Origin of the sequence: Hymenobacter cellulosilyticus (assembly GCF_022919215.1) — a bacterium.
In the GTDB taxonomy this organism is placed as follows: Bacteria; Bacteroidota; Bacteroidia; order Cytophagales; family Hymenobacteraceae; genus Hymenobacter; species Hymenobacter cellulosilyticus.
On the sequence record NZ_CP095046.1, the window covers coordinates 4,308,826 to 4,324,610 of the forward strand.

17 protein-coding genes are annotated in these 15,785 nt (G+C 58.5%); 13 read left to right on the forward strand and 4 right to left on the reverse strand.

Annotation, left to right across the window (positions count from 1 at the left end):
- Positions 1 to 150 precede the first annotated feature (150 nt).
- Complete coding sequence (locus MUN79_RS21235; RefSeq protein WP_244674568.1) at positions 151 to 591, reverse strand: L,D-transpeptidase family protein; 441 nt, start codon at positions 589 to 591, stop codon at positions 151 to 153.
- A gap of 35 nt (positions 592 to 626) precedes the next feature.
- Positions 627 to 1,877 carry a L,D-transpeptidase scaffold domain-containing protein gene (locus tag MUN79_RS21240; protein WP_244674569.1) on the reverse strand — a complete coding sequence of 417 codons (1,251 nt, stop codon included), beginning with the start codon at positions 1,875 to 1,877 and terminating at the stop codon, positions 627 to 629.
- A gap of 313 nt (positions 1,878 to 2,190) precedes the next feature.
- Here MUN79_RS21240 and MUN79_RS21245 point away from each other — a divergent pair, with 313 nt between their 5' ends.
- The 4 genes from MUN79_RS21245 to MUN79_RS21260 all read left to right on the forward strand — a co-directional run bounded on the left by MUN79_RS21245 (position 2,191) and on the right by MUN79_RS21260 (position 5,019).
- Positions 2,191 to 2,457, forward strand: coding sequence for a hypothetical protein (locus MUN79_RS21245; RefSeq protein WP_244674570.1), 267 nt, complete (start codon positions 2,191 to 2,193; stop codon positions 2,455 to 2,457).
- A 2-nt stretch (positions 2,458 to 2,459) separates the two neighbouring features.
- On the forward strand, positions 2,460 to 2,987 hold the full coding sequence (locus MUN79_RS21250; RefSeq protein ID WP_244674571.1) for a gluzincin family metallopeptidase: 528 nt from the start codon (positions 2,460 to 2,462) through the stop codon (positions 2,985 to 2,987).
- Positions 2,969 to 3,976, forward strand: a complete 1,008-nt coding sequence (locus tag MUN79_RS21255; protein WP_244674572.1) for a leukotriene A4 hydrolase C-terminal domain-containing protein — start codon at positions 2,969 to 2,971, stop codon at positions 3,974 to 3,976. Before MUN79_RS21250 ends, MUN79_RS21255 begins: the two co-directional genes overlap by 19 nt.
- Positions 3,977 to 4,068: 92 nt before the next feature.
- Positions 4,069 to 5,019, forward strand: coding sequence for a cyanophycinase (locus MUN79_RS21260; protein WP_244674573.1), 951 nt, complete (start codon positions 4,069 to 4,071; stop codon positions 5,017 to 5,019).
- A 122-nt stretch (positions 5,020 to 5,141) separates the two neighbouring features.
- Here MUN79_RS21260 and MUN79_RS21265 read toward each other — a convergent pair whose 3' ends face one another.
- Positions 5,142 to 6,122, reverse strand: coding sequence for an isoaspartyl peptidase/L-asparaginase family protein (locus MUN79_RS21265; protein ID WP_244674574.1), 981 nt, complete (start codon positions 6,120 to 6,122; stop codon positions 5,142 to 5,144).
- A 149-nt stretch (positions 6,123 to 6,271) separates the two neighbouring features.
- On the opposite strand from MUN79_RS21265, the gene MUN79_RS21270 reads away from it, so the two are divergent.
- From MUN79_RS21270 to MUN79_RS21280, 3 genes are all read left to right on the forward strand, one after another.
- The gene (locus MUN79_RS21270; protein ID WP_244674575.1) at positions 6,272 to 6,697 is read left to right on the forward strand and encodes a DUF3127 domain-containing protein; all 426 of its coding nucleotides are present in this window, start codon (positions 6,272 to 6,274) and stop codon (positions 6,695 to 6,697) included.
- A gap of 230 nt (positions 6,698 to 6,927) precedes the next feature.
- A complete protein-coding gene (locus tag MUN79_RS21275; RefSeq protein ID WP_244674576.1) occupies positions 6,928 to 7,803 on the forward strand; it encodes an SDR family oxidoreductase in 876 nt (291 codons plus the stop codon).
- Positions 7,804 to 7,891: 88 nt separating this feature from the next.
- On the forward strand, positions 7,892 to 8,515 hold the full coding sequence (locus MUN79_RS21280; RefSeq protein WP_244674577.1) for an AlbA family DNA-binding domain-containing protein: 624 nt from the start codon (positions 7,892 to 7,894) through the stop codon (positions 8,513 to 8,515).
- A gap of 854 nt (positions 8,516 to 9,369) precedes the next feature.
- Here MUN79_RS21280 and MUN79_RS21285 read toward each other — a convergent pair.
- Entirely contained in the window at positions 9,370 to 9,903 is a 534-nt protein-coding gene (locus MUN79_RS21285) for a DinB family protein (protein WP_244674578.1), read from the reverse strand.
- A 92-nt stretch (positions 9,904 to 9,995) separates the two neighbouring features.
- Between MUN79_RS21285 and MUN79_RS21290 the strand changes: the two genes are divergently transcribed.
- The 6 genes from MUN79_RS21290 to MUN79_RS31315 all read left to right on the forward strand — a co-directional run bounded on the left by MUN79_RS21290 (position 9,996) and on the right by MUN79_RS31315 (position 15,785).
- Positions 9,996 to 10,514, forward strand: a complete 519-nt coding sequence (locus MUN79_RS21290; RefSeq protein ID WP_244674579.1) for a YkvA family protein — start codon at positions 9,996 to 9,998, stop codon at positions 10,512 to 10,514.
- A 156-nt stretch (positions 10,515 to 10,670) separates the two neighbouring features.
- Positions 10,671 to 12,929 (forward strand): S46 family peptidase, encoded by a 2,259-nt coding sequence (locus MUN79_RS21295; RefSeq protein WP_244674580.1) that lies wholly within the window; start codon positions 10,671 to 10,673, stop codon positions 12,927 to 12,929.
- 315 nt (positions 12,930 to 13,244) lie between these two features.
- On the forward strand, positions 13,245 to 13,613 hold the full coding sequence (locus MUN79_RS21300; RefSeq protein ID WP_244674581.1) for a hypothetical protein: 369 nt from the start codon (positions 13,245 to 13,247) through the stop codon (positions 13,611 to 13,613).
- Positions 13,614 to 13,886: 273 nt separating this feature from the next.
- The gene (locus MUN79_RS21305; protein ID WP_244674582.1) at positions 13,887 to 14,510 is read left to right on the forward strand and encodes a hypothetical protein; all 624 of its coding nucleotides are present in this window, start codon (positions 13,887 to 13,889) and stop codon (positions 14,508 to 14,510) included.
- A gap of 88 nt (positions 14,511 to 14,598) precedes the next feature.
- Positions 14,599 to 15,363: an amidohydrolase family protein gene (locus MUN79_RS31310; RefSeq protein ID WP_311136546.1), complete on the forward strand. Its 765-nt coding sequence runs from the start codon at positions 14,599 to 14,601 to the stop codon at positions 15,361 to 15,363.
- Positions 15,360 to 15,785, forward strand: coding sequence for an amidohydrolase family protein (locus MUN79_RS31315; RefSeq protein ID WP_311136547.1), 426 nt, complete (start codon positions 15,360 to 15,362; stop codon positions 15,783 to 15,785). Before MUN79_RS31310 ends, MUN79_RS31315 begins: the two co-directional genes overlap by 4 nt.

The window sequence follows — 15,785 nt, forward strand, 5'->3', positions numbered from 1 at the left end:
TTCAGCCTCGCTGTCTTTGTTCCAGCCAAGTTCCGATTTTATTTGCGCGATGGTTGAGGTAGGTACTGGATTAAAACAAAACTGGCTACCGACAAGATTTGCCGGTAGCCAGTTTGCATGGTTTAGTAGGAATTTACTCTCTACCCTAGGCTAGTCGAAATATTCCCGCGCTAAGGCTTTGTCATGGTTGTAAATATCGTCGCGGAAGTGCAGGCTGCCGGCTTCATCCACCCAAGCAGTGAAGTAAACCAAGTACACAGGAAGCTTTTCTTTCAGGGCTACGTACTTCTCCTTGCGGTTGGCAATGGTGTCCTGAATGGTCTGCAGGTCCCAGCCTGGTTTGTCGCGCAGCAGGTACTCGGCTAGTTTCAGAGGCTCTGCTACCCGCACGCAACCGTGGCTGAAACCACGCTTGGCCTGGCTGAAGAGCTCGTCATGGGGCGTGTCGTGCAGGTACACGTCGTTCGAGTTGGGGAAGATAAACTTCACCTCACCCAGGTCATTTTTAGGGCCGGGACGGCGCCGCACAGTATACTTAAAGGTCTCCTGAGTGATGCTCGACCAATCGATGGAACTGGGAGATACAGCCACAGCTTTCTTGCCGTAACCCTTCACAACTTCCATATCTAAGCGGTCCAGATACGAGGGTTATTGATCAGCTTTGGCCGCAGTTCCTTGTCGATGATGCTCCACGGCACGTTCCAATAGGGCGACAAAACCACGAACTCCATCTTGTCACTAAACACTGGAGTAGCGTTCAATGCCTTGCCTACGATAACCCGCATGTCGAAAACTTCCTTGTTATTTTCGATGACGTGCAGCTTGTAGTCTGGGATGTTGACCAGCAGGTAGCTGGGCTCAAACTTCTTGGGTACCCAGCGCCAGCGCTCCATGTTCAGAATGATCTGGTCGATGCGGGCCGAGACCGGAACGTTCAGGGTCTTAAGGGTCTCTCCGCTTACGATACCATCAGCTTTGAGGCCGTTGAGTTCCTGAAACTGCTTGACCGCGTTGACCAGCTCAGGGGTATACTTCTCGGCCGGGGCGGCTGCCGGCGTCACATTGGCAGTGCTCTGAACGGGGGTAGTAGCGGTGGCGGGAGTAGCCGGAGCTGTGGGTTCGGCGGGGGTAGCAGAGCCACCCAGTAACCGCTGCCGGAGCTGAGCTACGACCGGCGACGTATCACCGGGCTTGAGCTTGGTAGTAGCAGGCAAGGTAGGCCAGCCCCCGTTGCGCTGAATGGTGCGATACTCAGCCAAGGCTTTTTTCAGACGGTCATACTCAGGGTGCAGGGGCTCAAACTCGTAGTACGGATAAGTACTTTCGCGTTCCTTGAGGATAGTCATCAAGGCCTTGTGCAACTTGATTTTGTTACGCTTAACCTTCCAATCGATGCTTTTTACCTCGCGCGGGTTTACTGTGCCCCGGTAAAAATCGGAGGCCCAGTTAAAGTAAGTACCTGAAAGCGCGACGTCTATCTCTTTTTCCAGTGCGTTGCGCTTGGTCGAATCAGACTTGGACTTCTCAAACTCGGCGAAGAGCTTATCGAAGTCCTTTACCTTGTAGTCGCGTGGGTCGAGGCCTTCGTCGGCAGCCTTGTTGATGACGCTGAGCAAGGTTTTGGCCTGAGGCACCAGCTCGTGATTCCGGAACCACCCTAAGCGGAAGTCCCGCTCCCGATAGAATTTTTTGCCCCAATCAAGCTGGTCCTTGAAGGCCGGCTCAGCCGTCATGTAGCGAATGACGAAGGTACTGTCGAGCTTAGGCTGGGCTCCGCCATCTTGGGAGGGGCCACCTGCTACAGCGTTCTGGATTTTATCTTTCTGATCCTGGCTGCACGCCGAGCCTAGCATGGTCAGGCTGATTAGCCAGAACACAAGGACGGTAAGAAAAGCCGGACGATTTACTTGATTCATGTACGTAGGTCGTGGTGAGAGAGGCAGAATAGGCTACCGCCGCTGCAGGTCAATCAAAAAGCTGACCAACGTGCCGGCGTAGCACTCTGCGCGTTCTACTGCTTTCCGGGCCCTGGGGTTGTGGAGAAAGCAGTACCACACGACGCTGCAAGATACTAGTTTTGCCGCTACTCCCTCTGTTGGCAAACCGCAAATTCACCTCCGGGTTTGGGCTATATTTGCGGCCTTTCCCGTACAGGGTAAGTATTGTTCCGCTTCTTCGGCTCCTGACTGTATGTTTACCCCCGACCCGCATAGCTACGCCCGCCCGGCTCAGGTGCAGGTGCGTCACCTACTCCTCGACCTTGAGGTTAATTTCTCGACTCGCACCTTGCGGGGCATGGCCACCTGGCAGCTGACCAACCACACGGGTGCCACTGAGCTCTGGCTCGACGCCCGCACACTGACCATAGAGGCCGTTCGACTGGATGGCCCCGATGGGCCGGTTACTGACTTCGAGCTGGGGCCGGCGACCCCGTGCTTGGTCAGCCGCTCCGCATAACGGTGCGCCCCGATACGAAAGTGGTCAGCCTTCGGTACCGAACTGCCCCAGGAGCAGCGGCGCTGCAGTGGCTGTCACCCGAGCAAACCGCCGGCCGGGAGCAGCCGTTTCTGTTTACCCAGTCGCAGGCAATTCTGGCCCGCAGCTGGATTCCGTGCCAGGACTCGCCGGGAGTGCGCTTCACTTACGAGGCCCGGGTGCGGGTACCGGCCCACTTGCTGGCGCTGATGAGCGCCGAGAATCCGCAGCAGCTTGACCCACGCGGCGAGTACACGTTCCGCATGCAGCAGCCCATCCCCTCCTACCTAATGGCTCTGGCCGTGGGCAACGTGGAATATAGTTCCTTGAGCACGCGCACAGGAATTTATGCGGAGCCTGCTACCCTGCCCACCGCCACGCACGAGTTTGTCGACCTAGAAAATATGGTAGCGGCGGCTGAAGAGTTGTACGGCCCCTACCGCTGGGAGCAATACGATTTATTGGTGCTGCCCCGAGCTTTCCATTTGGGGGTATGGAAAACCCGCGTTTAACATTTGTAACACCTACTATTCTGGCCGGTGACCGAAGCCTGACCAGCCTGGTAGCCCACGAGTTGGCTCATTCCTGGTCGGGCAACCTGGTGACCAACGCTACCTGGAATGATTTCTGGCTGAACGAAGGCTTCACAGTCTACTTTGAGCGCCGTATCATGGAGCGTCTTTATGGCAGCTCTTACGCCGACATGCTGCAGGTGCTGGGTCACACCGGCTTGCTCCATACGGTGGAAGAGCTCGGCGCTACCAGCAAAGACACCCACCTGCACCTCAACCTGGCCGGCCGGGACCCCGACGAAGGACTCAATGAAATTGCCTACGAAAAGGGCAACTACCTCCTACTGACCCTGGAAAAGCTGGTGGGCCGGGAAAAGCTGGACTCCTTTATTAAGGAGTACTTCGCCCGCTTCAGCTTCCGATCCATGGATACGGTTTCGTTTGTAGCCTACCTGCGCCGGGAAATGCTGGACAAAGAACCGGGGCTGGAGGAGCAGTTGCAGCTCGACGCCTGGATTAACGGCCCGGGTATTCCGGCGGTGGCCCCACCTGTGTCGTCGGAGCGGTTTGCGGCCGTGGAAGCTGCTTTGCAGAAATGGCAGCAAGGGGCTCCGGCCGCAACTCTACCAACAGTCGAGTGGAGTTCTCACGAGTGGGTTCACTTTCTACAGGGCTTGCCCAAAAGTTTGTCGGCCGAGCGGCTAACCGAGCTGGATGCCGCGTTTGGCTTTACCCAGTCAGGCAACGCCGAAATTCTGGCCGCCTGGTTTCCTCTGGCTCTGGCGGCTGGCTATACTCCCGCCGACGAGGCCACGGAAAATTTTCTAACCCACGTGGGCCGGCGCAAATTTCTGGTACCGATATATAAGGCGCTCCTAGCCTTGCCCGGCGGCCGGGAACGAGCCCAGCGCATCTACGCCCGGGCTCGCGCCAATTACCATTCGGTAGCGACCAGTACTTTCGATACGATGGTGGGTCAAACAGCCTAACTTGCCGTTGAGCTCTGGCGGGTGTGGCCTGAACCTTGCTTGCCCGTCCGGAGTTATTTTCTTTTCGTTGTCATTAAAGTTGAGTTGTCGCGTTGAAAGCACCTAAACCTCTCGGGAAGTTAATTGCCATCGGAGGCAATGAAGATAAAGGCACCTATCCTAACCCGCGCACCAAGAAGAAGTACTACCTCAACTTTTTTGAGCTTGGTATTCTCAAGCGCGTTGTAACGGAGTCGGGCAAATCCAATCCGCGCATTGAGGTCATCACCACGGCGTCCATGATTCCGGAGGAAGTGGCCAAGATTTACGTGTCGTCGTTTGCCATGCTCAATTGCATGAACGTGGGCATCCTCGACATCCGGACGCCGGAAGACGCGCAGCAGCCCGAGTACCTGGCCCGCCTGCTCGAAGCCGACATCGTGATGATGAGCGGGGGCAACCAGTCGCGCCTGAAAATGATGTTTGGGGAAAGTGAGTTTCTGGACCGGATGACGGCCCGCTACTACAACGAGCCCAATTTCGTCATTGCCGGTACCAGCGCCGGGGCCATGGCCATGTCGCACATCATGATTATGGGTGGCAGCGTGCCCGACGCTCTGATGAAGGGTGCCGTCAAGATTGGCACCGGCCTGAGCCTGAACCGTAGCGTGGTCATCGACTCGCACTTTGTGAAGCGGGGCCGCTTTGGCCGCCTCATGGAAGCCGTGGCGTTGCACCCCAAGCTCATCGGCATCGGTCTGGGCGAAGACACCGGCGTGTTGATTACCGAAGGCAACATTATCGAAACCATCGGTTCCAATCTGGTCATCATCATGGACGGCCACAACCTGCAGCACAACAACGCGGCGGCGGCCAAAAAAGGCGCGGCCCTGTCGATGGAGAACATGACCCTGCACGTGCTGGCCAAGGGGAATACCTACGATATTGAGAACCGGAAATTCTACGCCGACAAAACGGCCTTTGCGCCGGCTCCCACCGAGTCGCCGGAACCGACGCCCGAAATTTCCTCGGCCCCCAAACGGCCACGGCATAATTTGCCCTAGCCATTTAAAAGCAGAACGCCGCCTTTCGGGAAGAAAGGCGGCGTTCTGCTTTTGACGTTTACAGTCTTGTCAAATGACGATTTTTACTCCTTATATAATAGGTACTAAAAAGTCCGCCCCGATTAGTCTTTGTAAATGCCCACGTAGAGGGAGCCATTAGAGCTCAGGCTGGCGCGGTACATCCCGTCGGAGTTGAAGGGCAGCGCAATCTGGCCGGTGCTATCCACGGCCACCAAGCCTCCTTCCCCACCGACCGGTGCCAGCTTCTCGTGCACCACGATGCGGCAGGCTTCGGCCAGACTCAGGCCGCGGTATTCCATCAGGCAGGAAATATCGTGGGCCACCACAGCGCGCAGGAAGAACTCGCCGTGCCCGGTGCAGCTAATGGCGCAGGTACGGTTGTCGGCAAACGTGCCCGAGCCGATGATGGGTGAGTCGCCGATGCGGGAGTAGCGCTTGTTAGTCATCCCGCCCGTGCTGGTGGCGGCGGCCAGGTTGCCGTGCTGGTCGCGGGCTACGGCGCCCACGGTACCCATCTTTTTCTTAGGGTCTTCATCCACGAAAGCTACCGGCTCTTCCAGCGGGGCCTGAATAGCCTGGCTATGGTCGAGGCGCATGCGGCCTTCGGCCAGGGCTTCCTGCAGCTGGTCGAAGCGGTGCTGGGTGAAAAAATACTCGGTAGGCTGCATAGCCAAGCCAAACTCCCGGGCCAGTTCCTCGTTGCCGGGGTAAGCCAGCAGCACGTGCTCGGTCTTTTCCATCACCAGCCGGGCTGCTCGAATCGGGTTCTGAATGTGGCGAGCCCCGGTAACGGCCCCGGCGGCGCGGTTGCGGCCGTCCATCAGAGAGGCATCCATTTCGTGGTGCCCCTCATGGGTGAACACCGCCCCGCGGCCGGCGTTAAAAAGCGGGCAATCTTCGAGGCTAACCACGGCAGCCTGCACCGCGTCGAGGGCCGCGCCGCCGTGGCGTAGCACGTCGTAGCCGGTTTCGAGAGCGGCCTGTAGGGCCTGGCGATAGTTGTGCTCGGCTTCGGCCGACATCAGGGTGCGGGAGATGGTACCGGCACCACCGTGCAAGGCTAAAGCAAAAGGAAAATCCATTAGACGAGGGTTATTTAGAGGGCTGAGGGCAAGATCGAAAGGCAAAGATACGCAGCTCCGGGGTCCGGATTTTGGGCGGCGTGGATAGCCATAACGCGTTTTTTTTCGTACGTTTGAAGTAAGGATTTACCCACTTAACGATTTTTTTTATGGCTTACGACGCTACCGGCCGCCTGCACGAGATTTTTGACGAACAGCAGGTGAGTGAGAAATTCCGCAAGCGCGAATTTGTGCTGGAAGTTCAGGATGGCCAGTACCCTGAGCATATCAAGTTCCAGTTGGTTCAAGATAAAACCGCCCTCATCGACTCCTACAAAGTAGGTGACGAGGTGAAAGTTACCTTCAACCTGCGTGGCCGCGGCTTCAACAAGAACGGCCAGATGCTGTATTTCACTAACCTGGAAGCCTGGCGCATTGAGGCCGGCACGGGCGGCGGTGCTCCCGCCGGTGGTGGCTACGGCCAGCAAGCTGCCGCTCCTCGCGCCGCTGCTCCTGCCCAGAATCAGAACCCGAACCTGCGTGCTGCTCCCGCGGCACCCATCGCCGGCGACGACGACAACGACCTGCCCTTCTAAGGCTGGCTAGTCGGGCGCCTGCCCTGCACTTGTACGAACGGAAGCTGGAACTCCTCCTTAGGAGCCCCGGCTTCCGTTTTGCTTGTGGGCGCAGCTTGGTGCATTCCGAACATCACCCAGCGTTCTATCTGCGAAAAAGGACAACTTCCCGGTATCGTTTTATCGTTTAGAGGCAAAACGGCCCTTTGGGCGCGGTTCTCTCCTATTGCTTTGCCTCCTTCTGCCCGCTCATGGCTGCGCTTGCTGACTCCCATCGTCTGGATGGAAAAAACATTCTTATTACCGGCGCCTCGGGTGGTATCGGGCAGATTACGGCCCGGGAGCTGGCCCGGCGCGGCGCCCACCTTATTCTGGTATGCCGCAACCCCGAGCGGGCCGAGCAAACCAAAGCCCTGATTCAGCAGGTAAACCCAGCCAGCACGCCCGACATTCTGCTCTGTGACCTTTCCCTGCTCAGCGAGGTGCGGGCCCTGGCGGCGGAAGTCTTGCGGCGCTACCCCACGCTCGACGTGCTGATCAACAACGCCGGCATCATGCCCGGGCCCCTGACAATTACCGCGGAAGGCCACGAACTGAGCTGGGTTACCAATCACCTGGCTCCGTTTCTGCTGACCAACCTGCTACTGCCCCTGCTCGACGCGGCGGGCCGGGCGCGCATCATCAACGTGGCTTCGGAAGCGCACTGGCTGGGCGAGATTGAGCCGGCCCAGACGTTCCGCAATGCTCCTGACAAATACAGCTCATTCACGGCCTACTGCGACTCAAAGCTGGCCAATATTCTGTTTACCAACGAGCTGGCCCACCGCCTGGAACTCACCGGCATTACGGCCAACTGCCTGCATCCCGGCATCGTGGACACGGGCCTGGTGAATCCCGGCAGCTCCCGGGCCATGAAGCTGATGTGGTGGCTGGCCCGCCCGGTAATGGTGACGGCCGAAGTAGGAGCCAAAACCAGCATCTTCCTGGCCTCCGACCCGCAGGTAGCCTCAATTAGTGGCCGCTACTTTAAGAACAGCCAGCCCGCCCGCACCTCGGGCACAGCCCGCAACCGGGCCGAAGCCAGTCGGCTGTGGCGGATTTCGGAGGAAGAAGCCGGTCTGGAGTAATTTCCCTGATGGCCGTTGTTGCGTATAAGAAGCCGGGTGGAAGCTGCCCGGATATTCCGCGGCGGCACTCCGCGGGCACCACGTACCTATGTCAGAACTACAGGAACTCATCCGGCACGGCGAGGGGGAACGGCTGGAATTCAAGAAGAAAACCACCCATCCCACCCGCATTGCCCGCACCCTGGCCTCGCTGGCCAACACCCACGGCGGCCGGGTGCTGGTGGGCGTCGACGACGACGGCCGCATCGTGGGCGTGCGGGATGCCGAGGAGGAAATGTACGTGCTGCGCCTAGCCGCCGAGCAGTACATCGACCCGCCTATTCCGCTCAATTTCAAGGAAGTGGAAGAGGAAGGCCGCACTGTGCTGATTGTGACCGTGCGCGAAAGCACCCACAAGCCCCACCGCGCCCAGGTGGCCGAGGGCGACTGGCGCGGCTACGTGCGCGTGCGCGACGAAAGCGTGCAAACCAGTGGCCTGACCGAAAAAGTAATGGAGCGGCAGCAGCCCCAGCAGTTTGAAAAGCTCCCCCTCAACCGCCACGAACTGGCCGTGCTCGACTATCTGCGCAAGCACCCGCGCATCACCCTGGCCCAGTATATGCGGCTCGGCAACCTGGGCAAGCGCCGGGCTTACCAAACGCTAATCAAGCTCACCCTGCACGGCTACATCCGCCACCACGACAAGGAAAAAGAGCCCTATTACACGCTCTAACCTATAACTGCTCCCTTGCCCAAACGATTCTTACCTAAGGCAAGCTACTTTTATATCTAGTTCAGAAATTAATATGAGTTTTACACCAGTCTCACCCTTTCAAATCAGGACTGTCAAGGTATTGAAGTACTCTATTTCAATTCTACTACTAGGTTTCTTTATAGTTAATTATATACACACTAGAGATACCCTGCACGGGAAGGCTTACTTTGAAAGCGAAATTAACGGACGGATTGATACAATATATAATTACAGAAGAGGCATGCCTATTTTGTCAGTTAATGGAAAAGCCATTTCGCTCCAAGTTCATCTTGACTGTTCAAATTACCTTAAGCAGGGCGACGTTATTCACAAGCAAAAAGAATCATACGTAATTACATCCTACAGACGCAAGCAAAAGTACATTGAGATATACAAATGGTATTTCTTTAAATCAGACAGCAACAACAATACTACTGAACCTGAAAAAAGCATCAAGCCCTTAGTAATGAATAGCATAACCAAGTGTTAGTGGTAGACACTTTGGAAATTGCGTGCTTTGGCTCCTGGAAACCCAAGACGAATATCCTGCTTCATCCGACCTTATAACACGAAAATCCCCGGCACCTGACTGCAGGTACCGGGGGATTTCAGCTTTTGGAACAAAGCCAGCGCCAGACTATTCGCTGCTGCTATTCTTAGCGCGTTTCTTCTCGTCTTTGGCCGCCTTCTTTTCCTTGGTGGTTTTGGCGGGCTCCTTTTTCTTCTCTTTGCGGGCGTCTTGTGCTTTAGCCATGATGCAGGTTGATTTGGGTAGAAATTGAATTCCTAGGTTCCTAACGCAATGAAGCGCGCAGGTGTTGTGTGAACTATGACTAGCTCAGTGCCGGAAAGTACCGCTCGCGCAGAATACGCAGGTGGTGCAGTTCGTGGCCGGGAATGATGAACAGCAGGGCCCGCACGCTGGCCGGGCCGCCATTGGCCGTGCCGGTGCGTGCCAACTGAGTTTCCGAAAATGAGCGGAACAACGAAAGCGTGGCTGCCCGTACGGTAGCATACTCGGCCAGAATGTCGCTCAAGGGGCGCTCATTGGCCTCGGAAGCCGGCACGTAGTCGTCCTGCTCGTAGCCGGGCAAATCAGTTTTGTCGTTGCGGGACATGCGCAGGGCGCGGTACGCAAAAATGCGCTCAGTATCGATGACGTGCACCAGCATCTCCTTGATGCTCCACTTGCCCGGGGCGTAGGCAAAGCGGGCCTGCTCGTCGCTGAGCTGGCCCACGGCCTCGTGCAGGGCATCGGGCAGCTTTTCCAGGATGTACAGCGGGTCGGCACCCTCGGGAATGTTATTTATGTACAGGTCGCAGTACGCTAAATACTGGCCCTCAATGGGCCGCTCGGTGGTTGACATAGACGGAGGAGCTTGGTGTCGGGGGCGAAGGTAACCAACTTCCCGGGCTGGGGCTGCGTACACGCTGCAATTATTCCCCTAACTCCTCTCCTATGTCGTCACTTGCCGAAAAAGGTCTGTCGATTTCCAAGAACGCCCTGTTCAGCGTGTTTATGAACCGCGCCGGCCGCCTGCTGGGTCGCCCGTTTAAAGTAGTGCTGGTGCTCAACGAAGTGGCCAACAAGCTGGCCGATAAGAAAAGCGGCGACAACAAGTTTCGCCAGCTGCTCGACGTGATGCTGACCGTGGTGCGCCTGGTGAAAAACTACGTCACCGGCTCCTACCGCCAGATCGAAACCCAGACCATCCTCTCCGGCCTGGGCGTGCTGCTTTACACCCTCTCGCCCATCGACCTGGTGCCCGACTTTATTCCCGTGGTGGGCTTCCTGGACGATTTGAGCCTGATGAGCTGGTTTGTGGGCTCCTTCCAGGAAGAAATTACCCGGTTCCGGGAGTGGGAGAAAACCCACGCCGCCGAAGCCCAGGAAGCGGAAAGTGACCTGGTGCCCGCCGCCGTAGCCGTTGATACCGACAAAGCCACGCCCGCCGTTGCCGAGCTAGGTCATTCCTAAACCGCTCCGGCTTTCTGCTAAGCAACTGAACCCGGCCCCCAACGCCGGGGTTTCTTTTTTGCAGTCCGCCCGGGCTACTTCAACGTCGGCAAAATCCGCGAAATTCGCGGGGCTGCTCGGGCGGCCCACCTTTTCTGCTCACCCACTCCTTTCCATATGCGCATTACTACCCGGCTGGCGCTGCTGGCCCTTGCCCTTCTTTCCTACCTGCCCGCGGCCCGCGCCGACGAAGGCATGTGGCTGCCCCTGCTACTCAAGCAGCTCAACGAGGCCGACATGCAAAGCAAAGGCCTCAAGCTCACTGCCGAGCAGATATACAGCGTCAACCAGGGCAGCCTGAAAGATGCCGTGGTGCAGTTCGGCGGGGGCTGCACCGGCGAAATCATATCCGACCAGGGCCTGCTTCTCACCAACCACCACTGCGGCTACAGCCAGATTCAGCAGCACTCCTCGGTGGAGAAAGACTACCTGACCAACGGCTACTGGGCCATGAACCAGGACCAGGAATTACCCAATCCGGGCCTGACGGCCACGTTTATTGTGCGCATGGAAGACGTGACGAGCCAGGTGCTGGCCGGCGTGCCCACCCAGGGCATTGCGGAAGCCGACCGGGAAAAGATGGTGCAGGCCAATATTGCCCGCGTGGCCCAGGCCGCCGTGCAGGGCACGCACTACGAGTCGTTTATCCGCCCGTTCTACAACGGCAACGAGTACTACATGTTTGTTACCGAGGTATTTGAGGACATCCGCCTGGTAGGCGCCCCGCCGAGCAGCATCGGCAAGTTTGGCGGCGACACCGACAACTGGGCCTGGCCCCGCCACACCGGCGACTTTAGCATCTTCCGCATCTACGCCGGCCCCGACAACAAGCCCGCTGCCTATTCCAAGGACAACAAGCCCTTCAAGCCCCGTCACCACCTGCCCATCTCGCTCAACGGCATCAAGCCCGGCGACTTTACCCTCGTCTTCGGCTTTCCCGGCCGCACCAATGAGTACCTCACTTCCTGGGGCGTCGATGAGGTGTATTCCCTCTCGAACCCGGCCAAAATCAAGGTGCGCGACGCCAAGCTGCGGCTGCTGGATCAGGACATGAAGGCCTCCGACAAGGTCCGGATTCAGTACGCGGCCAAGTACGCCAGCATTGCCAACTACTGGAAAAAGTGGATCGGCGAAACCCGCGGCCTCAAAAAGCTCGACGCCGTGAACCGCAAAAAGGAGCAGGATGCCAAGTTCATTCAGTGGGCTCAGAAGGGTACTGAGGCCCAGAAAGCCGCTTACGGCCCTTTGCTGCCCGAACTAGAGAAAAACTACCGCGCCGTGCGCGACTACACCCTGGCCCGGGATTACGTGACCGAAGCCGCCCTGGGCATTGAGCTCCTGGCCCACGCCAATAGCCTGCTGCCCCTGGTAGACATGGTGGAGAAAAAAGCTCCCGCCGCCGACCTGGCCACGGCCGTGGGCAAAGCCAAAAAAGGCATCCTGGGCTTTTTCCGCAACTATTCCGTCAGCACTGACCAGAAAGTAGCCGCCGCCTTGCTCCCGCTCTACGCCGACGGCACACCCACCGCCTTGCTGCCCGCTTACGTAAAGAATCTGCAGAAGCAGTACACCGGCAAAACTGGCTGGACCACCTACGTCAACTCGCTATACAGTAAGTCGAAACTCACGACCGAGGCCAGCACCCAGGCGGTGCTCGATGAAGTAGGCAAAGGCAACGTGCAGACCCTAGCCGATGACCCGGCTATGCAGCTTATCCGCGCCATCGTGACCAACTACCGCGCTACGATTCTGCCTAACTACACGACTTACACCGACAACATCACCCTGCTGCAGCGCACCTACGTGGCTGGCCTGCGCCAGATGCAGACCGACCGGAAGTTCTACCCCGACGCCAACTCCACCCTGCGCGTGGCCTATGGGCAGGTAGCCACCTACGAGCCCGCCGACGGCGTGAAGTATGACTACTACACCACCCTCGACGGCATCATGGAAAAGGCTGACCCTACCAACCCCGATTTTGAGGTGCCCGCCCGCTTGGCGGAGCTCTACAAAACCAAGGATTACGGTCCCTACGCGGTGAATGGCACCGTGCCCGTGGCCTTTATTGCCACCAACCACACCACCGGCGGCAACTCCGGCTCCCCGGTTATTAATGGCAACGGCGAGCTGATCGGCACCAACTTCGACCGTAACTGGGAAGGCACCATGAGCGACATCATGTTCGACCCCGACCGTGTCCGCAACATCACCCTCGACGTGCGCTACATGCTCTTCGTGGTCGACAAATACGCTGGCGCCGGCCATCTGGTCAAGGAAATGACCCTGGTGGGCGGGCCCAACGGCACGGCTACGCCCGAGGCGAGCAAAGAAGTGAAGAAGATGAAAGTGAAGCGCAAGGAGAAAGAAAAGGCCTAGGCTGAGTTTCTCCGCTACCTTCGCGCACTGGGCGCTGCTCTTTGGGGTAGCGCCCTTTTGCTTTTTATCAACATTCTATCATATGCGGCGCTTTTACGGTATTCTCCTCCTGACCTTTCCAGGGCCTTTCCCGCTGCCTTTGGCCAAAAGCTGGCCCTAACGGGCGGCTACAAACGCCTGGAAAAACCGTCCTTCACCGGGGCCCCGGCCCTGAGCCTGAGCGCTGAATTTCCTTTCGCCCCAAAGTTGGTCGGCGGCGTGGTACTGGGGGCGGCACGGCAACGTCAAGCCTATCAAGAGTTTGTTACCGGCTTCATGGGCAGTGGTGGGCGCCAGATTACGGAATACCACAACTATCTGTACTCGCTGGAAGCCTTTCTGGCCTACCGCTTGTCCATCAGTGCCCCATTGCAGGCCACGCTGGGCCTGAGCGCCGGCCGCTATGTGCTGGGCGCCCAGGAACGGAGCGACCGGGCTAAATGGGGTGTCGGCATCTGGTCGGCCCTAACTTACCGCCTGGCGGATGACAGCCGCTTTAGCCTGGACGCCCGGCTGCACCCGCAGCTGCTTTTGCCCAACGAGCCGGTAGAAGACGGCCATTACCGCTTCAACGATTCGCGTCAATTTGTCTGGGATGGTCAGGTAGGCATTTCATACAATTTGCGGAAGCAGCCGAAGCTTTAAATACTACAACTACTTCCTTCCTGTCTCGCGTGAGCTAACGGTCCCGGCACTGGCTTCCAGCGCCTGCTGTTCCCCTCATTTGTCTGGCCCCTGCAAAACGTCGGCACCAACAGACCTCCTGCGACGCTCCGCTACTGGATTTCTTGGTCGCAAAAACCCTGTTTCTAAGTTGGAAACCAGGCGTTTTGCGTAGGTTCGGGCATGGAATTCAGTCGGCCCGTATTCTATCAGCTGCGCGACCTGGCGGTTCTCCTTCGCGGCAGCCGTACGCACTTGCGTTATTCCCACTATGATTTGGAGCTTTCCTACGAGTATCATACCGAGCAACCGCTGGGTCCGAACCTCCACTGGACGTTGCAGCTGCTCGGGACCGGCACCGTGCTAATCCTCGTGTATAACTTGCTGATCTATGTAAAGCAACCTGTATGGCCCTGGAGCATACTGCTGCTGGTCCTGCTTTTGGTTAGTCAATTCTTCCAAGCCTCTGCTGCTCGGGTTCAGGCGACGTACGCAGGTATAATTCGTCTGAAGTATACGGCGGGCGAGGCATGCTGCTACTTTTCTCCCGTCAAGCTGCAGGAGCAGGCTACCCTTCCCCTCGGACCAGAACTCCCCCTCAGTTCCATCCATAGCATTCAGGTGCGGGAGCTTGCATCCATTGATCCGGATGAGCCTAGCTACGGATTGGTCGAAGTACAACTCACGAAGGCCGGGCCGTGGCTTCTCTTTGCGCAACTCCCAACTATACATGCCGCTAGACAAGCTGCCACCCTGTTGCGCGACCTGATTGGCCTCCCCGAAATAACAACCCCTGACCCACCACTAGCCCCGGGTATTTCATTCCTGCACTATCTGGGTCGTCAGTATTACAAGCTTTCCCATGGTAAACTTCGTTGACGCACTCCACCGGAGTTGGGTCGGACTAGTCCTGCTCGTTTCCGCTGCAGCAAACGCCCAGTCGTCAAATAACCCTGCGACTCCGCTCTTGCTACGCCCCGCCGCCGTCTTCGACGGCGAAACCATGCACCCGGGTTGGGCGGTGCTCGTGGAAGGCTCCACAATCAAGGCCGCCGGCCCCGCGGCCCAAATCACTGCGCCGGCCGGCGCCCGCACCGTGGAGCTGCCGGGCCAAACTCTGCTGCCGGGCCTGATTGAGGGCCACTCCCACCTGCTGCTGCACCCCTACAACGAAACTACCTGGAACGACCAGGTGCTGCAGGAGTCGCAGGCGCTGCGGGTGGCCCGGGCTACGGCCCACGCCCGAGCCACGCTGCTGGCCGGCTACACCACCGCCCGCGACCTGGGCACCGAGGGCGCCGACTACGCCGACTTGGGTCTCAAGCAGGCTATTGACCAGGGCTTTATTCCCGGTCCCCGCCTGCTGATTGCCACCCGGGCCCTGGTAGCCACCGGCAGCTACGGTCCCAAGCTTTCCGTGGACGTGGAAGTACCCCAGGGGGCCCAGGAAGCCGACGGCACGGACGGCATCGTGCGGGCCGTGCGGGAGCAGATTGGCAAAGGCGCCGACATCATCAAGGTGTACGCCGACTACCGCTGGGGCAAGGGCGAGCCTTCCCGGCCTACATTTTCGCAGGACGAGCTGACCCTGATTGTACAAACCGCCAAAGGAGCCGGTCGGCCCGTGGTAGCCCACGCCTCTACGCCCGAAGGCATGCGCCGGGCCACGCTGGCCGGCGTCGAAACCATTGAGCACGGCGACGGGGCACGGCGGAAGTATTCAAGCTCATGAAGCAGCGCGGCGTAGCCCTATGCCCCACCGTGGCCGCTGGCGACGCCATTTCCCAGTACCAGGGCTGGAAAAAAGGCCAGGGCGCCGAGCCTGAGCGAATTCAGCAGAAACGGCTGAGCGTGCAAGCCGCCCGCAAAAGCGGGGTGCAGCTGGCCGTGGGCGGCGATGTGGGCGTATTTCGGCACGGCGAAAACAGCCGCGAAGCCGAGCTGCTAGTGCAGGAATACGGGTTTAGCCCATTGGAAGTGCTCCAGGGCCAGACCAGCGGCAACGCCCGCATCTTCCACCTGCTCGACCGGGGCCGCATCCAGCCCGGCCTGCTGGCCGACCTAGTAGCGGTGGAAGGCGACCCGACCCAGCAGATTACCGCGCTGCGGCAGGTGCGGCTGGTGGTGAAAGGCGGCGTAGTGTACAAGGAGTAG